The sequence below is a fragment of the Actinomycetota bacterium genome, assembly GCA_013152275.1.
Classification (GTDB): Bacteria; Actinomycetota; Acidimicrobiia; order Spongiisociales; family UBA4744; genus BMS3Bbin01.
This window is the reverse complement of the sequence record JAADGS010000035.1, coordinates 28644-43860: the sequence shown is the minus strand read 5'-3', so window position 1 is coordinate 43860 and position 15217 is coordinate 28644. Positions and strand designations below refer to the sequence as shown.

The following is a 15217-nucleotide window of genomic DNA, read 5'->3' as shown; positions in this document are numbered from 1 at the left end:
CCGTCCGAAGCCCGACGCTGCAAACCACCCAAGCGAAGACAGCGGCGACTGTCGCGACAAGATGCGACATACCCAGAGAGTGCCGCCGACACGGACCGGGAAAGCACGGCATCAAGGGCTCCGCCTTCTGCCACGACGAAGGACCCGGCACTCGAATGGATGGACACGTTCACGGTCATAAGGCGGACGGGCGGTGTACTCTCCGACTGGCATCTGCCATGCCATTTCATGGTTCGTAGAGGAGCAAGTTGAACGACCCGACCGACCCGCCACTCTCCGAGATCGACCCCCTTCGGCGTCTCCTCACTCGTTGGCGAGAGGACCCGCTGGGCACCTACCGCACCTGGTTCCTCTGGGAAGAGCGGCTGAAGAACTTCCGTTCCATCGGGCAGGGCATTTCCGCCGTGGTCGACGAGATCGAAGCAGGCACGTTCGGGAACGTCTACAAGGGCTCCTCGCTCGAAACGGTCGTGAAGTCCATCGCCGAACAGAGGCAGATCTTCCGGGGCGCCGACCACGCCTTCCTCTGGAAACCGAAACTACGTATCCCCGACATCTACGAGAATCGCGCGAACCAGCTCGCTTTCGGCCGGTTCCTCCAGACGTGCGCCTGCTGCTCCGGCGAGGAGTCGGAGGTCCTTGGGGCCATCCGGACCCTGGATCGCGCAGCGATCAAGGGTCTCGGTCCCGCCGCCTCCAACATCCTCTACTTTCTCCACCCGACCGTGGTCCCGCCTTTCAATACCGCGATCGTGAAGGGCTACAACGCCGTGACCGGGGCGAAAGTGAGGATGGGCCGCTGGGACGGGTACCTTGCCATGCGCCTCGGCATCCTGGAGCTGAATTCGAAGTACAGGGATCTTCTCTCCAACGACCTCGGGGCGATCGGCGGTTTCTTGTTCGATGTCGGCTCCGGGAGGTATCCGCCACCGCCGCGCGAGTTGGATGACGCGGCGCGTGCTCGATGGGAGGAGGACCTCGCCCGGGTCCGTGCCGAGTCGGACCGCGCCGACCGCGCGATTCAGGCCGCCCACGAGGAGGACCTCACCCATACCGAGATCCAGGGATGGCTACGGGATCTGGGGAAAGCCGTGGGATTCGACGTGTGGATCGCCGCCAACGACGTGAACCGTCACTACGACGGAGGGCGCCTGGCCGACGGCTGCCTCGAATGCCTCCCGAACGCGTTGGAGGAGACGCCGTCATTCGATGCGATCCGGCTGATCGACGTGCTCTGGGTCGACTCGACGACCGGCCGCGTCGTAGCCGCCTTCGAGGTCGAGCATACGACCTCGATCTACTCCGGGATCCTGCGGATGTCGGACCTGGCGCTCGGCCTGAAACACGACCGGCTGTCGCTGTTCCTGGTCGCCCCCGATTCCCGCGAGGCTGCAGCTCGGGACCAGTTGAAGCGTCCCGCCTTCAGCCACGTGGTCGATGTGTTGGACGTTCACTTCATCGCCTACAGCGAGCTGAAGAAGAACCGCGAGGCCATTGCCCGATTCGGACAGGGCATGAAACCGATCGAGGCGATCGCCCGCAGACCTTGGTGACGGGTGACCTCCGCGTCCTGCGCGGGTTCTCTGCCGCTGCTGCGACCACAGGTGCGGCGTCGATGGACAGCAACAGCCCGCGCCCATCGACACTCGATGACCGACATCACGATCTCCGGTGCAGCGGTTTCAAGCGTCGGCCGGCAGCAGCCGGAACGGCTTCCCCGCCCTGCCCGTCACCGTCCGGAACCGTCGGTGGTCCAGCGTGAGGATCCGATCGGTGTCGAACCGGTCGGCGAGCACAACCAACGAAGCATCCGTGAGGCCGAGACCAAGATCTGCGTACCGTGCGATCACCTCGCTCGCCGCAGCCACGTCGGCAGATCCGAAGGAGGCGAGCGTGTACGCGCCGGCAGCGACGTCGGCGAGCAGGCGCTGCTCGATGTCGACGCCGGCCCTGCCCGCAACGAAGTAGCCCAGCTCGGCCAAGACGAAGGGTGACAGCACAAGGGGACCGTCGGCTGCCTCGAGCGCAGCGCGGGCGCTCGCATGGTCCCGCTGGTCGGGGAACGGCGCGGCGAGCACACCGCTGGTTTCGAGGATGATCACGACCGCCCGAATCCCTCGGCGAGCAGCTCATCGACCCGTTCGGCGATCGTCGGATCGCCCAGCCCCGCCTCGGACAGGGGGACCGTCGGTCGGGGACGCTCCCGCATGGCCGGCGCGTCCGCCAACGCCTCGCGGATCACGTCGGCCTCGGTCCGCCGCTCCCGGCGAGCGACCTGCTCGAGGCGCCGCTTCAGATCCTCAGGGAGGTAGATCGTCGTATGTTTCATGCCATACGCTGTGCCATACCCATGCTGCGAGTGTCGGCCGCCCACGACGTGCCCCCGCGAACATACGCCCACACGATCGACCCACCGGTCTGGAGTTTCGCGATCTGGTGTCTACGGCCGACCGGCGCGGCGGTTCTGTCACACCCGTGCCATACCGTGTCGGCATGCGGTCCGAGTTCTCCCAACTGCGCAAAGGTCGGACGCCCGCCAACAAGGGCAAGACCTACCCGGCCGAGATCCTCACGCCCGACGAGATGCGGGCGCTCCTCGCCCAAATCCCGACGACCTCATCCCTGGGACTTCGCAACAGGGCACTGATCACGCTCCTCTACCGAACGGGCCTGCGTCACGCCGAAGCCCTCGACCTGCGGCCCAAGGACGTCGACCTCGCCGCAGGATCGGTCACCGTCCTTCACGGCAAGGGTGATCGTCGCCGAACCGTCGGCATCGACTCCGGTGGAGGCCGGATCGTCCAAGCGTGGCTCGAACGCCGGGCCTCACTCGGATTCGGAGCCGAGCAGACACTCTTCTGCACGTTGCAGGGGCGCCACCTGCACCATTCCTACCTGCGCACGCTCCTGTGCCGACTCGCCGAAGCCGCCGGAATCACCAAGCGGGTTCATCCGCACGGTTTCCGCCACACGCACGCCTACGAGCTGGCCATGGAAGGCGTCGAGATGCCGATCATTCAGCGTCAGCTCGGCCACGCGTCGCTCGCCACCACCGACCGGTACCTCAACCACATCGCCCCGAGACAGGTCATCGAGGCGATCAACAAACGAGAGTGGTCACCGTGACCGGCTGCACGCGGCACTTGGTCGGCACGCCCGTCTTGCCGGCGGCGAACCCTGCGCCCGCGAGACGCTCGGCCCCGCCCCTTCGTCTCATCAGTCGGTGTGTCCCGATCGCGTTGGGCCGGGGGCCAACCGAGCCGGACCGGCCGGCCTACGCAGTCTCGTGCAGCATCGGATGCTCACGCGTGCGGATGTCCGCCGCGTCGGTCCGAGGTCACACAGAAGTCGCGCGGGCGTTGTTTTCGGCCTCGATGAGTTTGTCGATGGCGTCGTAGAGGTTTGCCCACTCTTCCGGTTCGAGGGCTGCCTGTAACTGAACGTAGACGTCACGCACGAGCGGCACCACATCGTCTTTGAGCGCCCGCCCGCTCTCGGTCAGGCAAACGTGCACGCGTCGTCGGTCCTTGTGCGACCGCCGCCGTTCGACCCTGCCATCGCGCTCGAGCCGGTCGACGATCCCAACGAGCACCGTGGGCACGATGAGCGTTCGCTCGGCAATCGAGGTGAGGTTCTGGCCGTCCTCGTCCCACAGGACCCGGAGAACACGCCACTGGGGTTGGGTGATGTTGAACTTGGCGAAGATCTCCCGGAACGGGGGAAGGACCGCGTCCAGTGCCCGGTAGAACATCATCGGAACCGAGCGCTCGAAACCCCGCTCGAGTGGGTCATATTCTTGATTCATCATGGTGTGTTGATTATTCCTACTGTGATTGTTATTGCCACAATAATATTAGACCACAGGAACTACCAACACCGTCGCCGTCAACCGTCCCGGACGGCAGCCACACCGGCAGCCGAAACGGTGACGAGCACCGGCCGGATCTCTCACATCTCGACGTCGTCGAGCGTGCGTGCGACATACGTGGGCCCTCCTCCCCCCGTCATCGCCTGGGCCTGGTGGTCGCTGGAGGCACCGGTGAGCACCAGCAGCGAGTCCCAACCGTTGCTGTCTGCCATGACGATGTCGACCTCGATGGTGTCTCCGACCACCAGCACCGGATCGACGAGGTCGAGACGACGCTTGACGACATCGCTGAAGAGTCGACCCGGTTTCCCGGTGATCGTCACCGGCATGCCGGAGCCCTCCCGGAGTCGACGGACGATGCCGGCCGCTCCCGACACCAACCCGTTCGAGGTGGGCAACGATCCGACTCCCGACGTCGCGAAGACCGGAACCGCGTTGCTGATCAGGCCGACCGCAGCGGCGATCGACTCCCGGGAGGCTCCCGGCCACATTCCGACAACGAGTGCATCCGGATCGTGGATCGGCCCCGCGAGAAGGTCTCCGACCTGCACCCCCGCCCGGGAGAGTTGCGACCGGAACTCGTCTGAGCCGATGGCGGCCACCTTCTTCATCCCTCTGGAGCGGAGAACTTCCACCATCACGTCCACGGTGGTTATCAGTTCATCCGGTTTCGCTTCGACCTGGACCTGGTGGAGGACGTCCAAGCACCACTCCCGGGATCGATAGGACATGTTGGTGAGAAAGCCGACTCGATGCCCCGCTCGGCGCGCCTCCTCCACAAAGGCGGGGACGCCCGGAAGCGCCTTGCCGTCGATGTATACGGTGCCGTCGAGATCGAACAGGACGGTCCGGTAACGGCCGGCTCCGAGAAGTGCCACGGCGGACTCAGACAAACCGGGCACCGTGAACATTGATGACCTGAGTTCGCGTAAAGAATTCGACGGCGGTCTCGCCTTGCTCGGCCGGACCGAACCCGGAATCACCCCACCCGACGAAGGGAACGTGGGGGGCGACCCCGCCTGACGCATTCACATGGACCATGCCCGCCTCGAGGGAATCCGCCGCGGCGAGGGCATCGTCGATCTCGGGAGAGAACACGGCATGGGAGAGCCCGAACGGGGTGGCGTTGGCCAGTCGGAAGGCTTCGTCCCGAGTATCCGCCCGATACAGGCTCAAGACGGGACCGAAGATCTCCTCGCACGCCAGATCGTCGTCCGGATCCAGATTGGAGACAATCGCCGGCGCCACGAAATGGCCATGCTCCCAAACCTCGTCCTCGACCGTACGGTCCGCCGTGACGATCGTGGCACCTGCCCCCACCAGCCGCTCCAGCCCGGCGAGGACATCACGCCGGGCCGCGGCGCTCACCAGCGGGCCCATGTCGGAGTTCGGGTCCATCCCCGGTCCGACGCGCCACCTGCCGGCTTCTGCCACCAACGCGTCCTCGATTCCCGCGACCCGACCGGCGATGATGACACGCCGGATTCCGGTGCAGCGCTGACCCGATCCCGCCAGCGCTCCCTTGATGATCTCGGCCGCCACCTGGGCAACGTCGACGCCGTCGAACACGATCGCCGCGTTGTTCCCCCCCATCTCGAGCTGCACTCTGGTGTCGAGCCCGCCGAGGCGCGCTTGGATGGTGCGTCCGGCCGTGGTGGAACCGGTGAATGTCAACGCCTTGATACCGGGAGCACCGATGAGGCTCCCTGCCGCGGCCTTGCCGGAGGCCACCACCATGTTGAGTACACCGGGGGGAAGACCGGCGTCGTGGAACGCTTCTGTCAAGTTGATGGCGGTCAGGGGTGTCAGTGAAGAAGGCTTCCAGACGACGGTGTTGCCGTGGGCCAGCGCCGGCCCGATCTTCCATGCGGGAACCAGCATCGGGAAGTTGAACGGTGAGATCACCGCCACCGGTCCCACCGGTCGGCGCCGCGTCACGGTCAACGCCCCCGGCCGGATCGGAGCGAGCACCTCACCTTGGGCCCGGAGGGCTTGACCGGCGTGGTATTCGAGGGTGGCGGCGGACCGGATGACCTCTCCGCCGGCTTCGCGGAGCGTCTTGCCCTCCTCCGAGACCAGTTCGGCCGCGATCCTTTCCGCCCGTTCGCGCAGCAGCCGGGCGGCCGTCGACAGGTAGCCGGCGCGCTCCTGAGGGGACGTCACCTGCCAGGAGACCGCCGCCTGGGCGGCTGCGACCGCATTTCGGAGATCATCGGGCGATCCGGTCATGACCGTCGCGACGACAACACGAGCATCCGCGGGATCACGAATCTCGACCGGCGGCCCCGATCCCGCCCAGTCCCCGGCGATGAAGACACCTCGACGCTCCACTCACGCACCCCCAGTCGACCGGGACCCGACCCGACCCGAGTCGGCGTCGAAACCGGCATCGGCGGAGAGCGCCACCGGGGAGATTCCCAGGTAGGCGGTGTGGAGTATCTCCGGATGTTCGATGAGAGTTCGGCAGGGACCCTCGTACTCGATCGTGCCCTTGTTGAGGACGTACGCCCGATCGCCCACCTCGAGGGCCAGCGAGGCGAACTGCTCGACCAGGAGCACCGCCATGCCGTCGTCGGCCAGGCGGCGCACCGCCGCCATCAGCCGGAGCACGATAACCGGGGCAAGCCCGAAGGAGATCTCGTCGAGGAGCAGGACCCGGGGTTGCAGCGAGAGAGCTCGGGCGACAACCAGCATCTGCTGCTCGCCGCCGCTCAACAAACCGGCCGGAGTCCTCCGTCGATCGTGAAGCTCCGGAAACATCGCCAAGGCTTCGAGCGCCCGCCCTCGGGGAGCCGCCACCATGACGTTCTCTTCGGCGGTGAGGGCGGGAAAGACCGCTTTCCCCTGCTCGACATAGGCGAGTCCCAACCGGGCTCGCTGGTAGGGCCGGCTCTGGGTGATCTCGAGCCCGGACAGGGTCACCCGGCCCCCGGCCACCGGAATTGCCCCGGCGATCCCGTCGAGGGTGGTCGACTTGCCGGCACCGTTGTTCCCGAGGAGAACGGCGATCGATCCTTCGCACACTTCGAGCCCCACCCCCCGGACGACCGGGAATCCTCCCCGGTCCACGTGAAGATCCTCGACCCGGAGCAGAGCGCTCATGGCGCCACCCCGACTTTTCCGAGGAACGCGCTCATCACCTCGGGAGATGAGAAGACTTCCGCGGGTGGGCCCTGGGCGATCACCTTCCCGAAATCCAGCACGGTGACATAGTCACAGGCGGCGTGGACGACTTCCACATCGTGCTCGATCAGGAGAACGGAACAGCCGAACAGCTCCGGGAGCGAGGCAATGCTCCTGGCGAGCCGGGCCGATTCCGCCTCACCGAGACCCGCCGCCGGTTCGTCCAGGAGGACCAGTTTCGGACTTGCGACAAAACAGGCCGCGGCCTCCACCAGGCGGCGAGTCGGCATGTCGATCTCCTCGATACGCACCGATCGGCCGGGGCAGCCGAGCGCGTCGATGACCCGATCGAGGTCGGCGTCGGTGGCGCTCCCGTTCGAGCCGAGGCGAAGGTACTGCTCGACCGTCAGCCCCGGAATCGCCCTTCCCTGTTGAAACGTGCGTCGCAAACCGCTCCTCGCGCGGGAGTGTGCAGGGAGGCCATTCAGTGAGCGTCCCCCGAGCATGACCACACCGTGTTCGCCGCGAACGAACCCGGTCACTACATCGACCAGCGTAGATTTTCCCGCCCCGTTTGGCCCAATCAGGCCGACGACAGATTCGGCCGGCACGGTGAGGCTCACGCCGTCGAGTGCTCGCACCGCCCCGAACCTCACGCTCAGGCCCTCGATCGTCAGCTCCGGCGGCCGTGCCGCGCCGACCGGACCGTCCTGCACCGGCACGATGACACCGGCTGGTGCCGGCTCCCCGGCCACCGCCTCTTCCCGTGTTGCGGCACCTCGCCAGGTTCGCATGCGCCGGCGAAGCTGCCCGCTGATCCCGTCCCCTCCCCGGCGAAGAATATCGATGGCGCCGATGGCGAACAGGATCGGAACCACGTCCAGCGGAATGCTCCAGTTCCGGAAGAGCTCGGGAACGACTGTCGCGAACAACCCCGCCATGACCGCACCCTCGAGATAGTCGGCCCCGACCATGACTGCGACCGTGAAGATGACGAGCGAGTCGAGCACCTCGAAGCTCCGCAAGCTGACGGTGCCGTTCTGACCGACAAGGAGACCTCCGGCAACTCCGGCGATGAATGCCCCCACCGCGAAGGCGATCAGCTTGGAGAGGGGAACGTTCAAACCCAACGCCGCCGCCGCACGCTCGCTGTGGCGCACGGCACGCCAGGCGAGACCGACCGGCCTCTTCCGCATCGCGTTCAGGGCGACAAAGATCACGACCAGAACGGCCACCGCCAGCAGGAAGTACCCGTTCTCACTGGCGAACAGCTCGGGGCGTCGGACGGGTTGGTTGCTCAGCGATCCGGGGAACTCGATCTGGCGGAGCACCACCGTGCTCGCCACGGCGAAACTCATGGTGACGACGGCCAGGTGTATCCCCCGGAGACGAAGGGACAGCAGGCCGATCACCAACCCGACCGGCACCGCGGCGATTCCGCCGATCAACAACAAGGCCAGAAACGGGATCCCGGTATGAACGTTCAGCCACCCGATCGTCCAGGCTCCAATTGCCGCAAACGTGAGCTGGCAGAGTGATACCAGCCCGGCGCTGCCGTAGACCACGCCGACACTCGCCGCGACGAGCGCGCTGACCACCGCCCCGATGAACAGGTACGTCCAGAACTCCGGAAGCCAGATCACGAACCCGACGGCGGCCACTCCCAGGGCCAGGCCGATGGGATGCGTCGGCCGGATCGGCACGCGGGCAGACAGTGATCCGATCATCGAGCCTCATCCCAGATCGCCCGGCGCTGGGTCCACAGCAACAGCGCGACGATCACGACGAACGGAAGCGCGCTGCGGTACGTCGCGAGCGGCCTCACGCGTATCACCAGCGCCTCGAACACACCCAGGGTGATCCCACCGACGGCGATCCAGGTGAACGACCGGAAGCCACCTATCAGGGCAGCGGCGAACGCCGGAATCACGAGGAGACCGAGTGAGGTCATGTCCGCCTGCCGGGTCGGGGCCGCCAGGGTGAGGGCGAACGCCGCGACGAACCCGGAGAAGGCCCAGGCCCCGACGAGCAGGCCCCGCACCGGCACACCGAGACCCTCGGCCGTCGCCGCCCGAACGCTCAGTGCCTGGTACTTGAGGCCGAGACGGGTGCGAGTCAACACGGCGTTGATCCCAACCGCAAGCCCGAGGGCAAGAGCCGCCGACACGAGGTTCGAGGTCGGCAGGACGACACCTCCGACAGTGATGTTCGATCCTCCGAACAGCGGGGGAAAGGCCCGCGGTTGGTCTCCGAAGATACGAAACGCCACGGCGAACAGCCCGATCGCCATGGCGATCGTGACGACCGAACGCGAGATCTCGTCGTGGTCGGAGAAGAGAAAGGCTGCCACGACGCCCAGCAGCCCGGAAACGATGCCACCAACGATCATCCCGACGAGGACGGCCACCCCGAGACCGACGCCGGCGCCGTTGATCGCCACGACGGTGAACGCCCCGAAGGCACCGGTGACGGCGGCCGCAAAGTTGAGCGTGCCCGTCATCCGATACAGCAGGACGACGGTCACCCCGATGAGGGCATAGGCTCCCCCTGACGGAATGCCGGATATGGCAGCATCAAACATGCTGGAGCACTTCTCCGTGCCGGTCCGGGGAGGGCCGGTTCAACGCCGGCCCTCCCCGGTCCACCGGCTCAGGATTCATCCGGTAGTACGACGAACTCGTCGGTAACCGTCACCCACTCGCCATCGACGAGCTGAACGAACTTCGACGCGTAGTTCGGGTTGTGCTTCTCGGCATCGCCGAACACGAACGGAACGCCGAGCATCGGATGCTCGAACGGCTTCATCGTCAGCAACGCCTGCTCGATCTTGGAGCGTTGCGTCGCCGTGTCGTCGTCGGCGGTGATGCCGGCGCTCTCGATGACGTCGATCGCGATCAAGCCTGCCAGGTACCCGCCCTCGGCGAACGAGGTGAGCGGGACGTCCGCGGATTCCATGAGTCCGCGCCAATCGGCCAGTGCCGGAGAGTCGACCTCGGTGAACGGCTCGAACTCCGAGTTGGCGTACGTCGGTGTGGCCGGATTCGGGATGGCTTCGGCCACCCCCGACGTGTACGCCGACGTGAAGTGCACCGAATCGAACGTGGCGCCCTGGGTGGCCACGGCCTGGTCCCAGGCGATGGCGGTGAAGTCGAGGCCGCCTTCGAACACAGCCGTACAGCCGGTGTCCATGGCCTTGACCACATACGGAGTCAGGTCGTCGCCGGGCGGGTAGAGGTCGAGAGACGCCAGCGTCTTGCCGGTGATCGCCTCCCAACGGGCCACCGCGGCCGCTCGGGCTTCGGCGCCCGAGCCGGTGTCGAACTGGACGTAACAGATCTTGTCATGACCGAGGATCTCGGACGTGAAATAGAGCGATACCACCAGGCCCAGCCAGGGACCGGTGTTGACCGGGGCGATGTTCCGGGATGCAAAACACCCTTCGTCGACGCCGGTTCCCGGGATCGAGTAGACACCGTTCTCGGCGTAGTAGGCGCCGTCCACGATGCAATCGAGCAGGCTGGCACCCCCCGCCACGAGTACCACGCCGTCTTGGGACACGATCTTGCGAGCCGCCTGGGTGGCGATTGCCGGGTCGGCTGCGTCGTCCTCGATGATGTACTCGATGTCGAAGGCGCGTGCCGGATCATCGTTGTACCGATCGAATACCGCCGCAGCCGCCGCCGAGGCCTCCGGGAACGGAAACGGCCCGGTCAGGCTGTTGACGGAGCCGATCTTGACGGTCGGCAGCTCGACCGGCGCCGCAGCGGCCGTCTCGGCAGTCGATTCGGTAGTTGCGGCGGTGGTGTCGGTTGCGGCGGTGGTGTCGGTTGCGGCAGTGGTATCGGTGGATCCGGTGCTCTCGGCGGCTCCTCCGCAGGCCGCCGCCACCAGCACGAATACCAGCAGCAGAGCCCATTTCGCGGGTCGTTTCATGGCTCGCCTCCTCCAAGACGGGTACAACATGTATCTATCCTACACATATCACTGTCATGATGATGGTCCATATAGGAATCATTTTGTTTCGCCCACGAAATCGTCGCGAAAGATCTCATGTCACTGCCGGCGTATTCGTCAGGCGCGTTCGATGATCCGCACCACTCCGGCGGTGCCGTCGACTTCGACGAGATCACCATCACCGAGGGCCTGGGTCGCCACCGCACATCCGGTGACTGCCGGGATCCGGTACTCGCGACTGACGATGGCCGCGTGGGTCAGGCTTCCACCGGTGTCACAGACACAGCCGGCGATCTTTCCGAAGGCCGGAGTCCAGTTGGGGGACGTGGCCTCACACACGAGAACCTCTCCCTCCTCGATCCGATGGAGTTCCTGGGCGCTGTGGAGCACCCGCACCCTTCCCCGCACCTTGCCGGGGGCGGCGGGTATCCCGACCAGCTCCGAGACGTCGCTCCCGTCCGCATCCAGGGCGGCGAAGAAGGCGTCCCCCATGCCGTAGATCTCCGCCACCACCGGATCGGTGATGGTCTCGGGCACGGTGCCGAGTATCTTCGGCATCTCGGCCCGCTTGGCGATCGAATCGGCGTAGAACGTGCGGCGGGCCGCAACCAGATCCGCCAGCTCGCTCCACCGGCGTCGACCCGCCGCCAGCTCGTGCAGCTCCTGAACGAACAAATAGAACGCATCGTCGGGATCGGGAGCACCGGCGGCGGTGACCACCGCCATCGCCAGACGCCGGTAGGGAATGTGGGCGCGCAGGTCGATGTAGTAGTTGTGCTCTTCGTTCCACCAGACGAAGTTGACCGCCCGAACCGCGGCCAGGGCCCCGTCGAAGACCTCCCGCTCTTCGACGGTGAGCCGATCGCGCGTCTCCGCCACGAGCTGCTCACGCTCGGCGATCGTCGCTTCCCGCGCCGCGTCGAAGTCGAACCGTTCCTCGGCGCCGAGGAAGGTCTTGATCGTACCGAGCGGCGGGGTGGGATCCTCGATCCACGGGGCAAGCATCGGGTTGACGATGCCCTCGATCCGCCACCCGTCCCGCTGGAGGAACTCGTTGAACTCCGCCAGCCAGGTCGCGGCAGCCGGGTCCGCCTCGAGAGCCGCCTTCAGCTCTTCCGCCTCGTGCGCGGCGAAGATCGAATCGATCCCCTCCTCGCGGGCCCGGTCGGCGAGGTTCCACAACTCGCGGTCGACCGCCATGATCTTGGTGTCTTCGCCCTGGAGAAACGCCGGAGCCTGGCTGGCGTCGATCCCGAGCTCGGCGCACACCCCGAGGAAGCCGGCGTAGTTCGCCAGCAGCGGGTACATCAGCTCGAAGTGGATCTCCCATGCCCGCTCGAGGAAGTCGTATGCCTCAGTGAGGTAGGCGGCCAGCTCGGCGGGGTCGAGCGAGTCGACGTCGAGCGACTCGAACCGCTCCAGCCCGGCTTTCAGCTCCTCCACCGCCGCCGCCCAGTCGTCCGGAAAGGAGGCGATCATGGCGGGGATGGACTTCATCGCTCGCTTGGCTCGCTCACCGATGAGCCACGGAGAGGTGACGGGCACCTCGCTGGCATATGAGTGAACCCCGGCCATCCGTACCGTCAAGCCACGACCCGGTGGCAGCGGGATGCGCTCCGCAACGATCTGGGTGAGCTTGGCGCCCACCTCGAGGAGCCCGAAGGAGAGCGGGCAGAAACCGTAGGGATGATGGAAGTCGAGGATCCAGAACCCTGCTTCATCCTCCTTTCGGAACGGGCCGATCGCGTCAAAGACCTTGATACCTGGTTCGAGATCTCGCCACCCCGGGTACCACTCCGGATCAACAAACTCGTCGACGGGCACGACTTTCGGCATCCGCAGCCTCCTTCCGAGGGCTCTATCGACTACATGCCATAGTAATCATGTAGGATCATATCATTTCTATAGCAACACTGTCGGAAGGAAAGCAGAACACGATGGAATTCGAAGGCCCGTATCACATCGGGGTCGGAGTCGAGGATCTGGAAGCGGCCATGGCCGACCTCGAAGACTTCGGCATACGGTGGACGCCGATCCAAACCAGGAACCGACCGATGATGAGCCCCGACGGCCCCTTCGACGCCGAACTGCGCTTCGTCTACTCGCTCGAAGGCCCGCCCCACATCGAGCTGGTGGACGCCCCCGCCGGAGGCAAGCTGGCGCCCACGACCTGGCATCTCGGCTACTGGGTGCAGGATCTCCCCGCCGCCACCCGGCACATGGTCGATCGGGGGGCCACCGTCACCCTGCGTTACGAGGGCCCCGAAGACCGGCCCACGAGCTTCGTGTACGTCACGCTCCCGTCGGGAGTCACCCTCGAGCTCGTCGACGCGGCGCGACGCGACGCCCTCCGGGAGATGCTCGGAGCCTGATCACGCCTCGAGGGTGTCGGCCACCGCGGCCAGCCCGGCCGCGGTGAAGCGGGCCGTCGACGCGGCGATGCGCTCCGGCGTCCCCGCTCCGGTGGCGACCAGCAGACAGTCCCAGCCGTTGGCGTGCGCAAACACGAGATCGACATCGGGGTTGTCCCCGATCATCAAGAAGGGGCCTTCGCCCCCGAGCCGGTTCCCGACCGCGGCCACCATCGGCGGGTGCGGTTTGCCGCAGATCCGGACCCGGGCCCCGGGCACCATCTCCCGGAGTGCGGCGAGAAACGGTCCCCCGCCCGGACCGAGGCCGTCTGCCAGCGGAAAGTACCGCTCATCCGATGGGAAGAGGAGCTCCAGGCCGGCGTCGACCAGCCGGTAGATCCAGGTCAACGATTCGTAGGAGAACAACTGCTCTCCGGTGACCGCGTATACGATCGGCCCGGACACGCCGGTGAGTGGGAACTCCTCGGGCGCCGCGACGACGATCCCGGCCGCAGCCAGCGCCACCGGCAGGCCCGGTCCCCCCGCCGCCACCAGCGGTTGATTCGAGCCTTTGGCTTCCAAGGCGATGCTGTCGCCCGAATTCACGATGTCGTGGGGCTCGATCGACCACCCGGCCGCAGCCAGTTCGCCGACGACCTGCTCCTTCGGCCAGGAACCGTTGGTGACGAATACCAGCGGCACCCCGAGGTCGGCGACGATCTCGGCGAACCGCACCGCTCCGTCGAGGAGCCGGCCGCCCCGAAGCACGACACCGTCCAGATCACACAGGATGCCCCGATACCCGGCGATGTCGGCTCGGCCGATCGGGCGATCAACCATCCTCGGAACGGCTCAACACGGTACGGCGAGCGATCGAGGCGACATCGAAGCCCAGCCGAGCCCGGGACGGTGCCGGAGCGTGGACGGTCTCCGGCCGGGTCTGCACGATCACGACCGGCTCACCAACCCGCCGGTAGCGCCCGATCACCCATTCGACGTCGACCGGGTAGCCGTAGTGCGCCTCGATCTCGAGGACCGCGTCGACGATGGTGTCCAGTTCCTCCTCGTCCAGGACGCGCCGGTTCGCCAGGCGGCTCGGCATCGGCACCTGCACCACCCTCCCCTGGGAATAGTCGAAACTGGAGACCACGACCTTGGTGTGCTCCTGATAGGTGAGCACCCTCCGGTCGCTCTTGCCGATCTCGACATGATCCGGGGTCACCAAACCTTGAACGACCGCTTCGCCCCATCCCCAGTTCGCCTCGATGACCATCCTGTCGCGCTTGCCGCTGACCGGGTGGATCGAGAACGCCACTCCCGACGAGCGGGCGTGGATCAGCTCGATGATCCCCACGGCCATCGGACTCGACGCGTGGTCCAGGTCATGGTGCAACCGGTACGAGACGGCTCGACCGTTGTACAAGCTGGCCCAGCAGACCTTCACCGCGTCGAGAACGTCCCCGACGCCGCTCACTCCGAGAACCGTCTCGAACTGCCCGGCGAACGAGGCCTCTGCCCCGTCCTCACCGGTTGCGGAGCTGCGCACCGCCACCGGAACGTTGAGATCACGGCATTCATCCGACAACAGCTCGTACGCCTCCTCGACGGCGGCGCCGATGATGGGCGGGATCGGCGCCGCGTGGAACGCCCGGCGGATGGACTCGGCGGCCGCTTCCACCTGGTCGATATCATCGGGATCGTCAACCTCGCCGAGGAATCTCTCGATGGCGTTGCGAAGCCCCGTTTCGCGTATGAACTGCAGGTAGGCATGGGTGGTGAGCGCGAAACCCCTGGGAACCTTCACTCCCAGCGTCCGCAGAGACCCGAGCTTGGCGATCTTCGACCCGGCGACTCCCACCCCATCCTCGCCGAGGTCGGCGATCCAGACGATCAAGGCATCGGTCATGGGCGATTCCCCTCC

The 15217-nt window shown here is 66.2% G+C and carries 15 protein-coding genes; 3 read left to right on the top strand and 12 right to left on the bottom strand.

The annotated features are described in order from the left end of the window. Positions 1-281 precede the first annotated feature (281 nt). Positions 282-1553 (top strand): type II restriction endonuclease, encoded by a 1272-nt coding sequence (locus GXP34_06685; GenBank protein NOY55658.1) that lies wholly within the window; start codon positions 282-284, stop codon positions 1551-1553. A 129-nt stretch (positions 1554-1682) separates the two neighbouring features. Here the strand turns inward: GXP34_06685 and GXP34_06680 are convergent, their stop codons facing one another. Both GXP34_06680 and GXP34_06675 read right to left on the bottom strand, forming a co-directional pair. Then, positions 1683-2102 carry a PIN domain-containing protein gene (locus GXP34_06680; GenBank protein ID NOY55657.1) on the bottom strand — a complete coding sequence of 140 codons (420 nt, stop codon included), beginning with the start codon at positions 2100-2102 and terminating at the stop codon, positions 1683-1685. Next, positions 2099-2329, bottom strand: a complete 231-nt coding sequence (locus GXP34_06675) for a ribbon-helix-helix protein, CopG family (protein NOY55656.1) — start codon at positions 2327-2329, stop codon at positions 2099-2101. Before GXP34_06675 ends, GXP34_06680 begins: the two co-directional genes overlap by 4 nt. A gap of 164 nt (positions 2330-2493) precedes the next feature. Between GXP34_06675 and GXP34_06670 the strand changes: the two genes are divergently transcribed. Then, positions 2494-3126 carry a tyrosine-type recombinase/integrase gene (locus GXP34_06670; protein NOY55655.1) on the top strand — a complete coding sequence of 211 codons (633 nt, stop codon included), beginning with the start codon at positions 2494-2496 and terminating at the stop codon, positions 3124-3126. A 211-nt stretch (positions 3127-3337) separates the two neighbouring features. Here GXP34_06670 and GXP34_06665 read toward each other — a convergent pair whose 3' ends face one another. From GXP34_06665 to GXP34_06630, 8 genes are all read right to left on the bottom strand, one after another. Next, positions 3338-3808: a MarR family transcriptional regulator gene (locus tag GXP34_06665; protein ID NOY55654.1), complete on the bottom strand. Its 471-nt coding sequence runs from the start codon at positions 3806-3808 to the stop codon at positions 3338-3340. Positions 3809-3948: 140 nt separating this feature from the next. Continuing rightward, positions 3949-4761: an HAD-IIA family hydrolase gene (locus GXP34_06660; GenBank protein NOY55653.1), complete on the bottom strand. Its 813-nt coding sequence runs from the start codon at positions 4759-4761 to the stop codon at positions 3949-3951. Next, the gene (locus GXP34_06655) at positions 4754-6199 is read right to left on the bottom strand and encodes an aldehyde dehydrogenase (protein NOY55652.1); all 1446 of its coding nucleotides are present in this window, start codon (positions 6197-6199) and stop codon (positions 4754-4756) included. Before GXP34_06655 ends, GXP34_06660 begins: the two co-directional genes overlap by 8 nt. Beyond that, complete coding sequence (locus GXP34_06650) at positions 6200-6970, bottom strand: ABC transporter ATP-binding protein (GenBank protein ID NOY55651.1); 771 nt, start codon at positions 6968-6970, stop codon at positions 6200-6202. Beyond that, positions 6967-8718, bottom strand: coding sequence for an ATP-binding cassette domain-containing protein (locus GXP34_06645; protein ID NOY55650.1), 1752 nt, complete (start codon positions 8716-8718; stop codon positions 6967-6969). The genes GXP34_06650 and GXP34_06645 overlap by 4 nt, the downstream gene beginning before the upstream one ends. Further along, the gene (locus tag GXP34_06640; protein ID NOY55649.1) at positions 8715-9572 is read right to left on the bottom strand and encodes a branched-chain amino acid ABC transporter permease; all 858 of its coding nucleotides are present in this window, start codon (positions 9570-9572) and stop codon (positions 8715-8717) included. The genes GXP34_06645 and GXP34_06640 overlap by 4 nt, the downstream gene beginning before the upstream one ends. 68 nt (positions 9573-9640) lie before the next feature. Beyond that, on the bottom strand, positions 9641-10924 hold the full coding sequence (locus tag GXP34_06635; protein NOY55648.1) for an ABC transporter substrate-binding protein: 1284 nt from the start codon (positions 10922-10924) through the stop codon (positions 9641-9643). 138 nt (positions 10925-11062) lie between these two features. Then, on the bottom strand, positions 11063-12781 hold the full coding sequence (locus tag GXP34_06630; GenBank protein ID NOY55647.1) for a PEP-utilizing protein mobile subunit: 1719 nt from the start codon (positions 12779-12781) through the stop codon (positions 11063-11065). Between the two features lie 101 nt (positions 12782-12882). Between GXP34_06630 and GXP34_06625 the strand changes: the two genes are divergently transcribed. Continuing rightward, positions 12883-13317, top strand: a complete 435-nt coding sequence (locus GXP34_06625; GenBank protein NOY55646.1) for a VOC family protein — start codon at positions 12883-12885, stop codon at positions 13315-13317. Here the strand turns inward: GXP34_06625 and GXP34_06620 are convergent, their stop codons facing one another. After that, positions 13318-14136, bottom strand: coding sequence for an HAD hydrolase-like protein (locus GXP34_06620; GenBank protein ID NOY55645.1), 819 nt, complete (start codon positions 14134-14136; stop codon positions 13318-13320). It abuts the gene before it with no gap. Then, complete coding sequence (locus tag GXP34_06615; GenBank protein NOY55644.1) at positions 14129-15202, bottom strand: pyruvate kinase; 1074 nt, start codon at positions 15200-15202, stop codon at positions 14129-14131. Before GXP34_06615 ends, GXP34_06620 begins: the two co-directional genes overlap by 8 nt. Between the last annotated feature and the right edge of the window lie 15 nt (positions 15203-15217).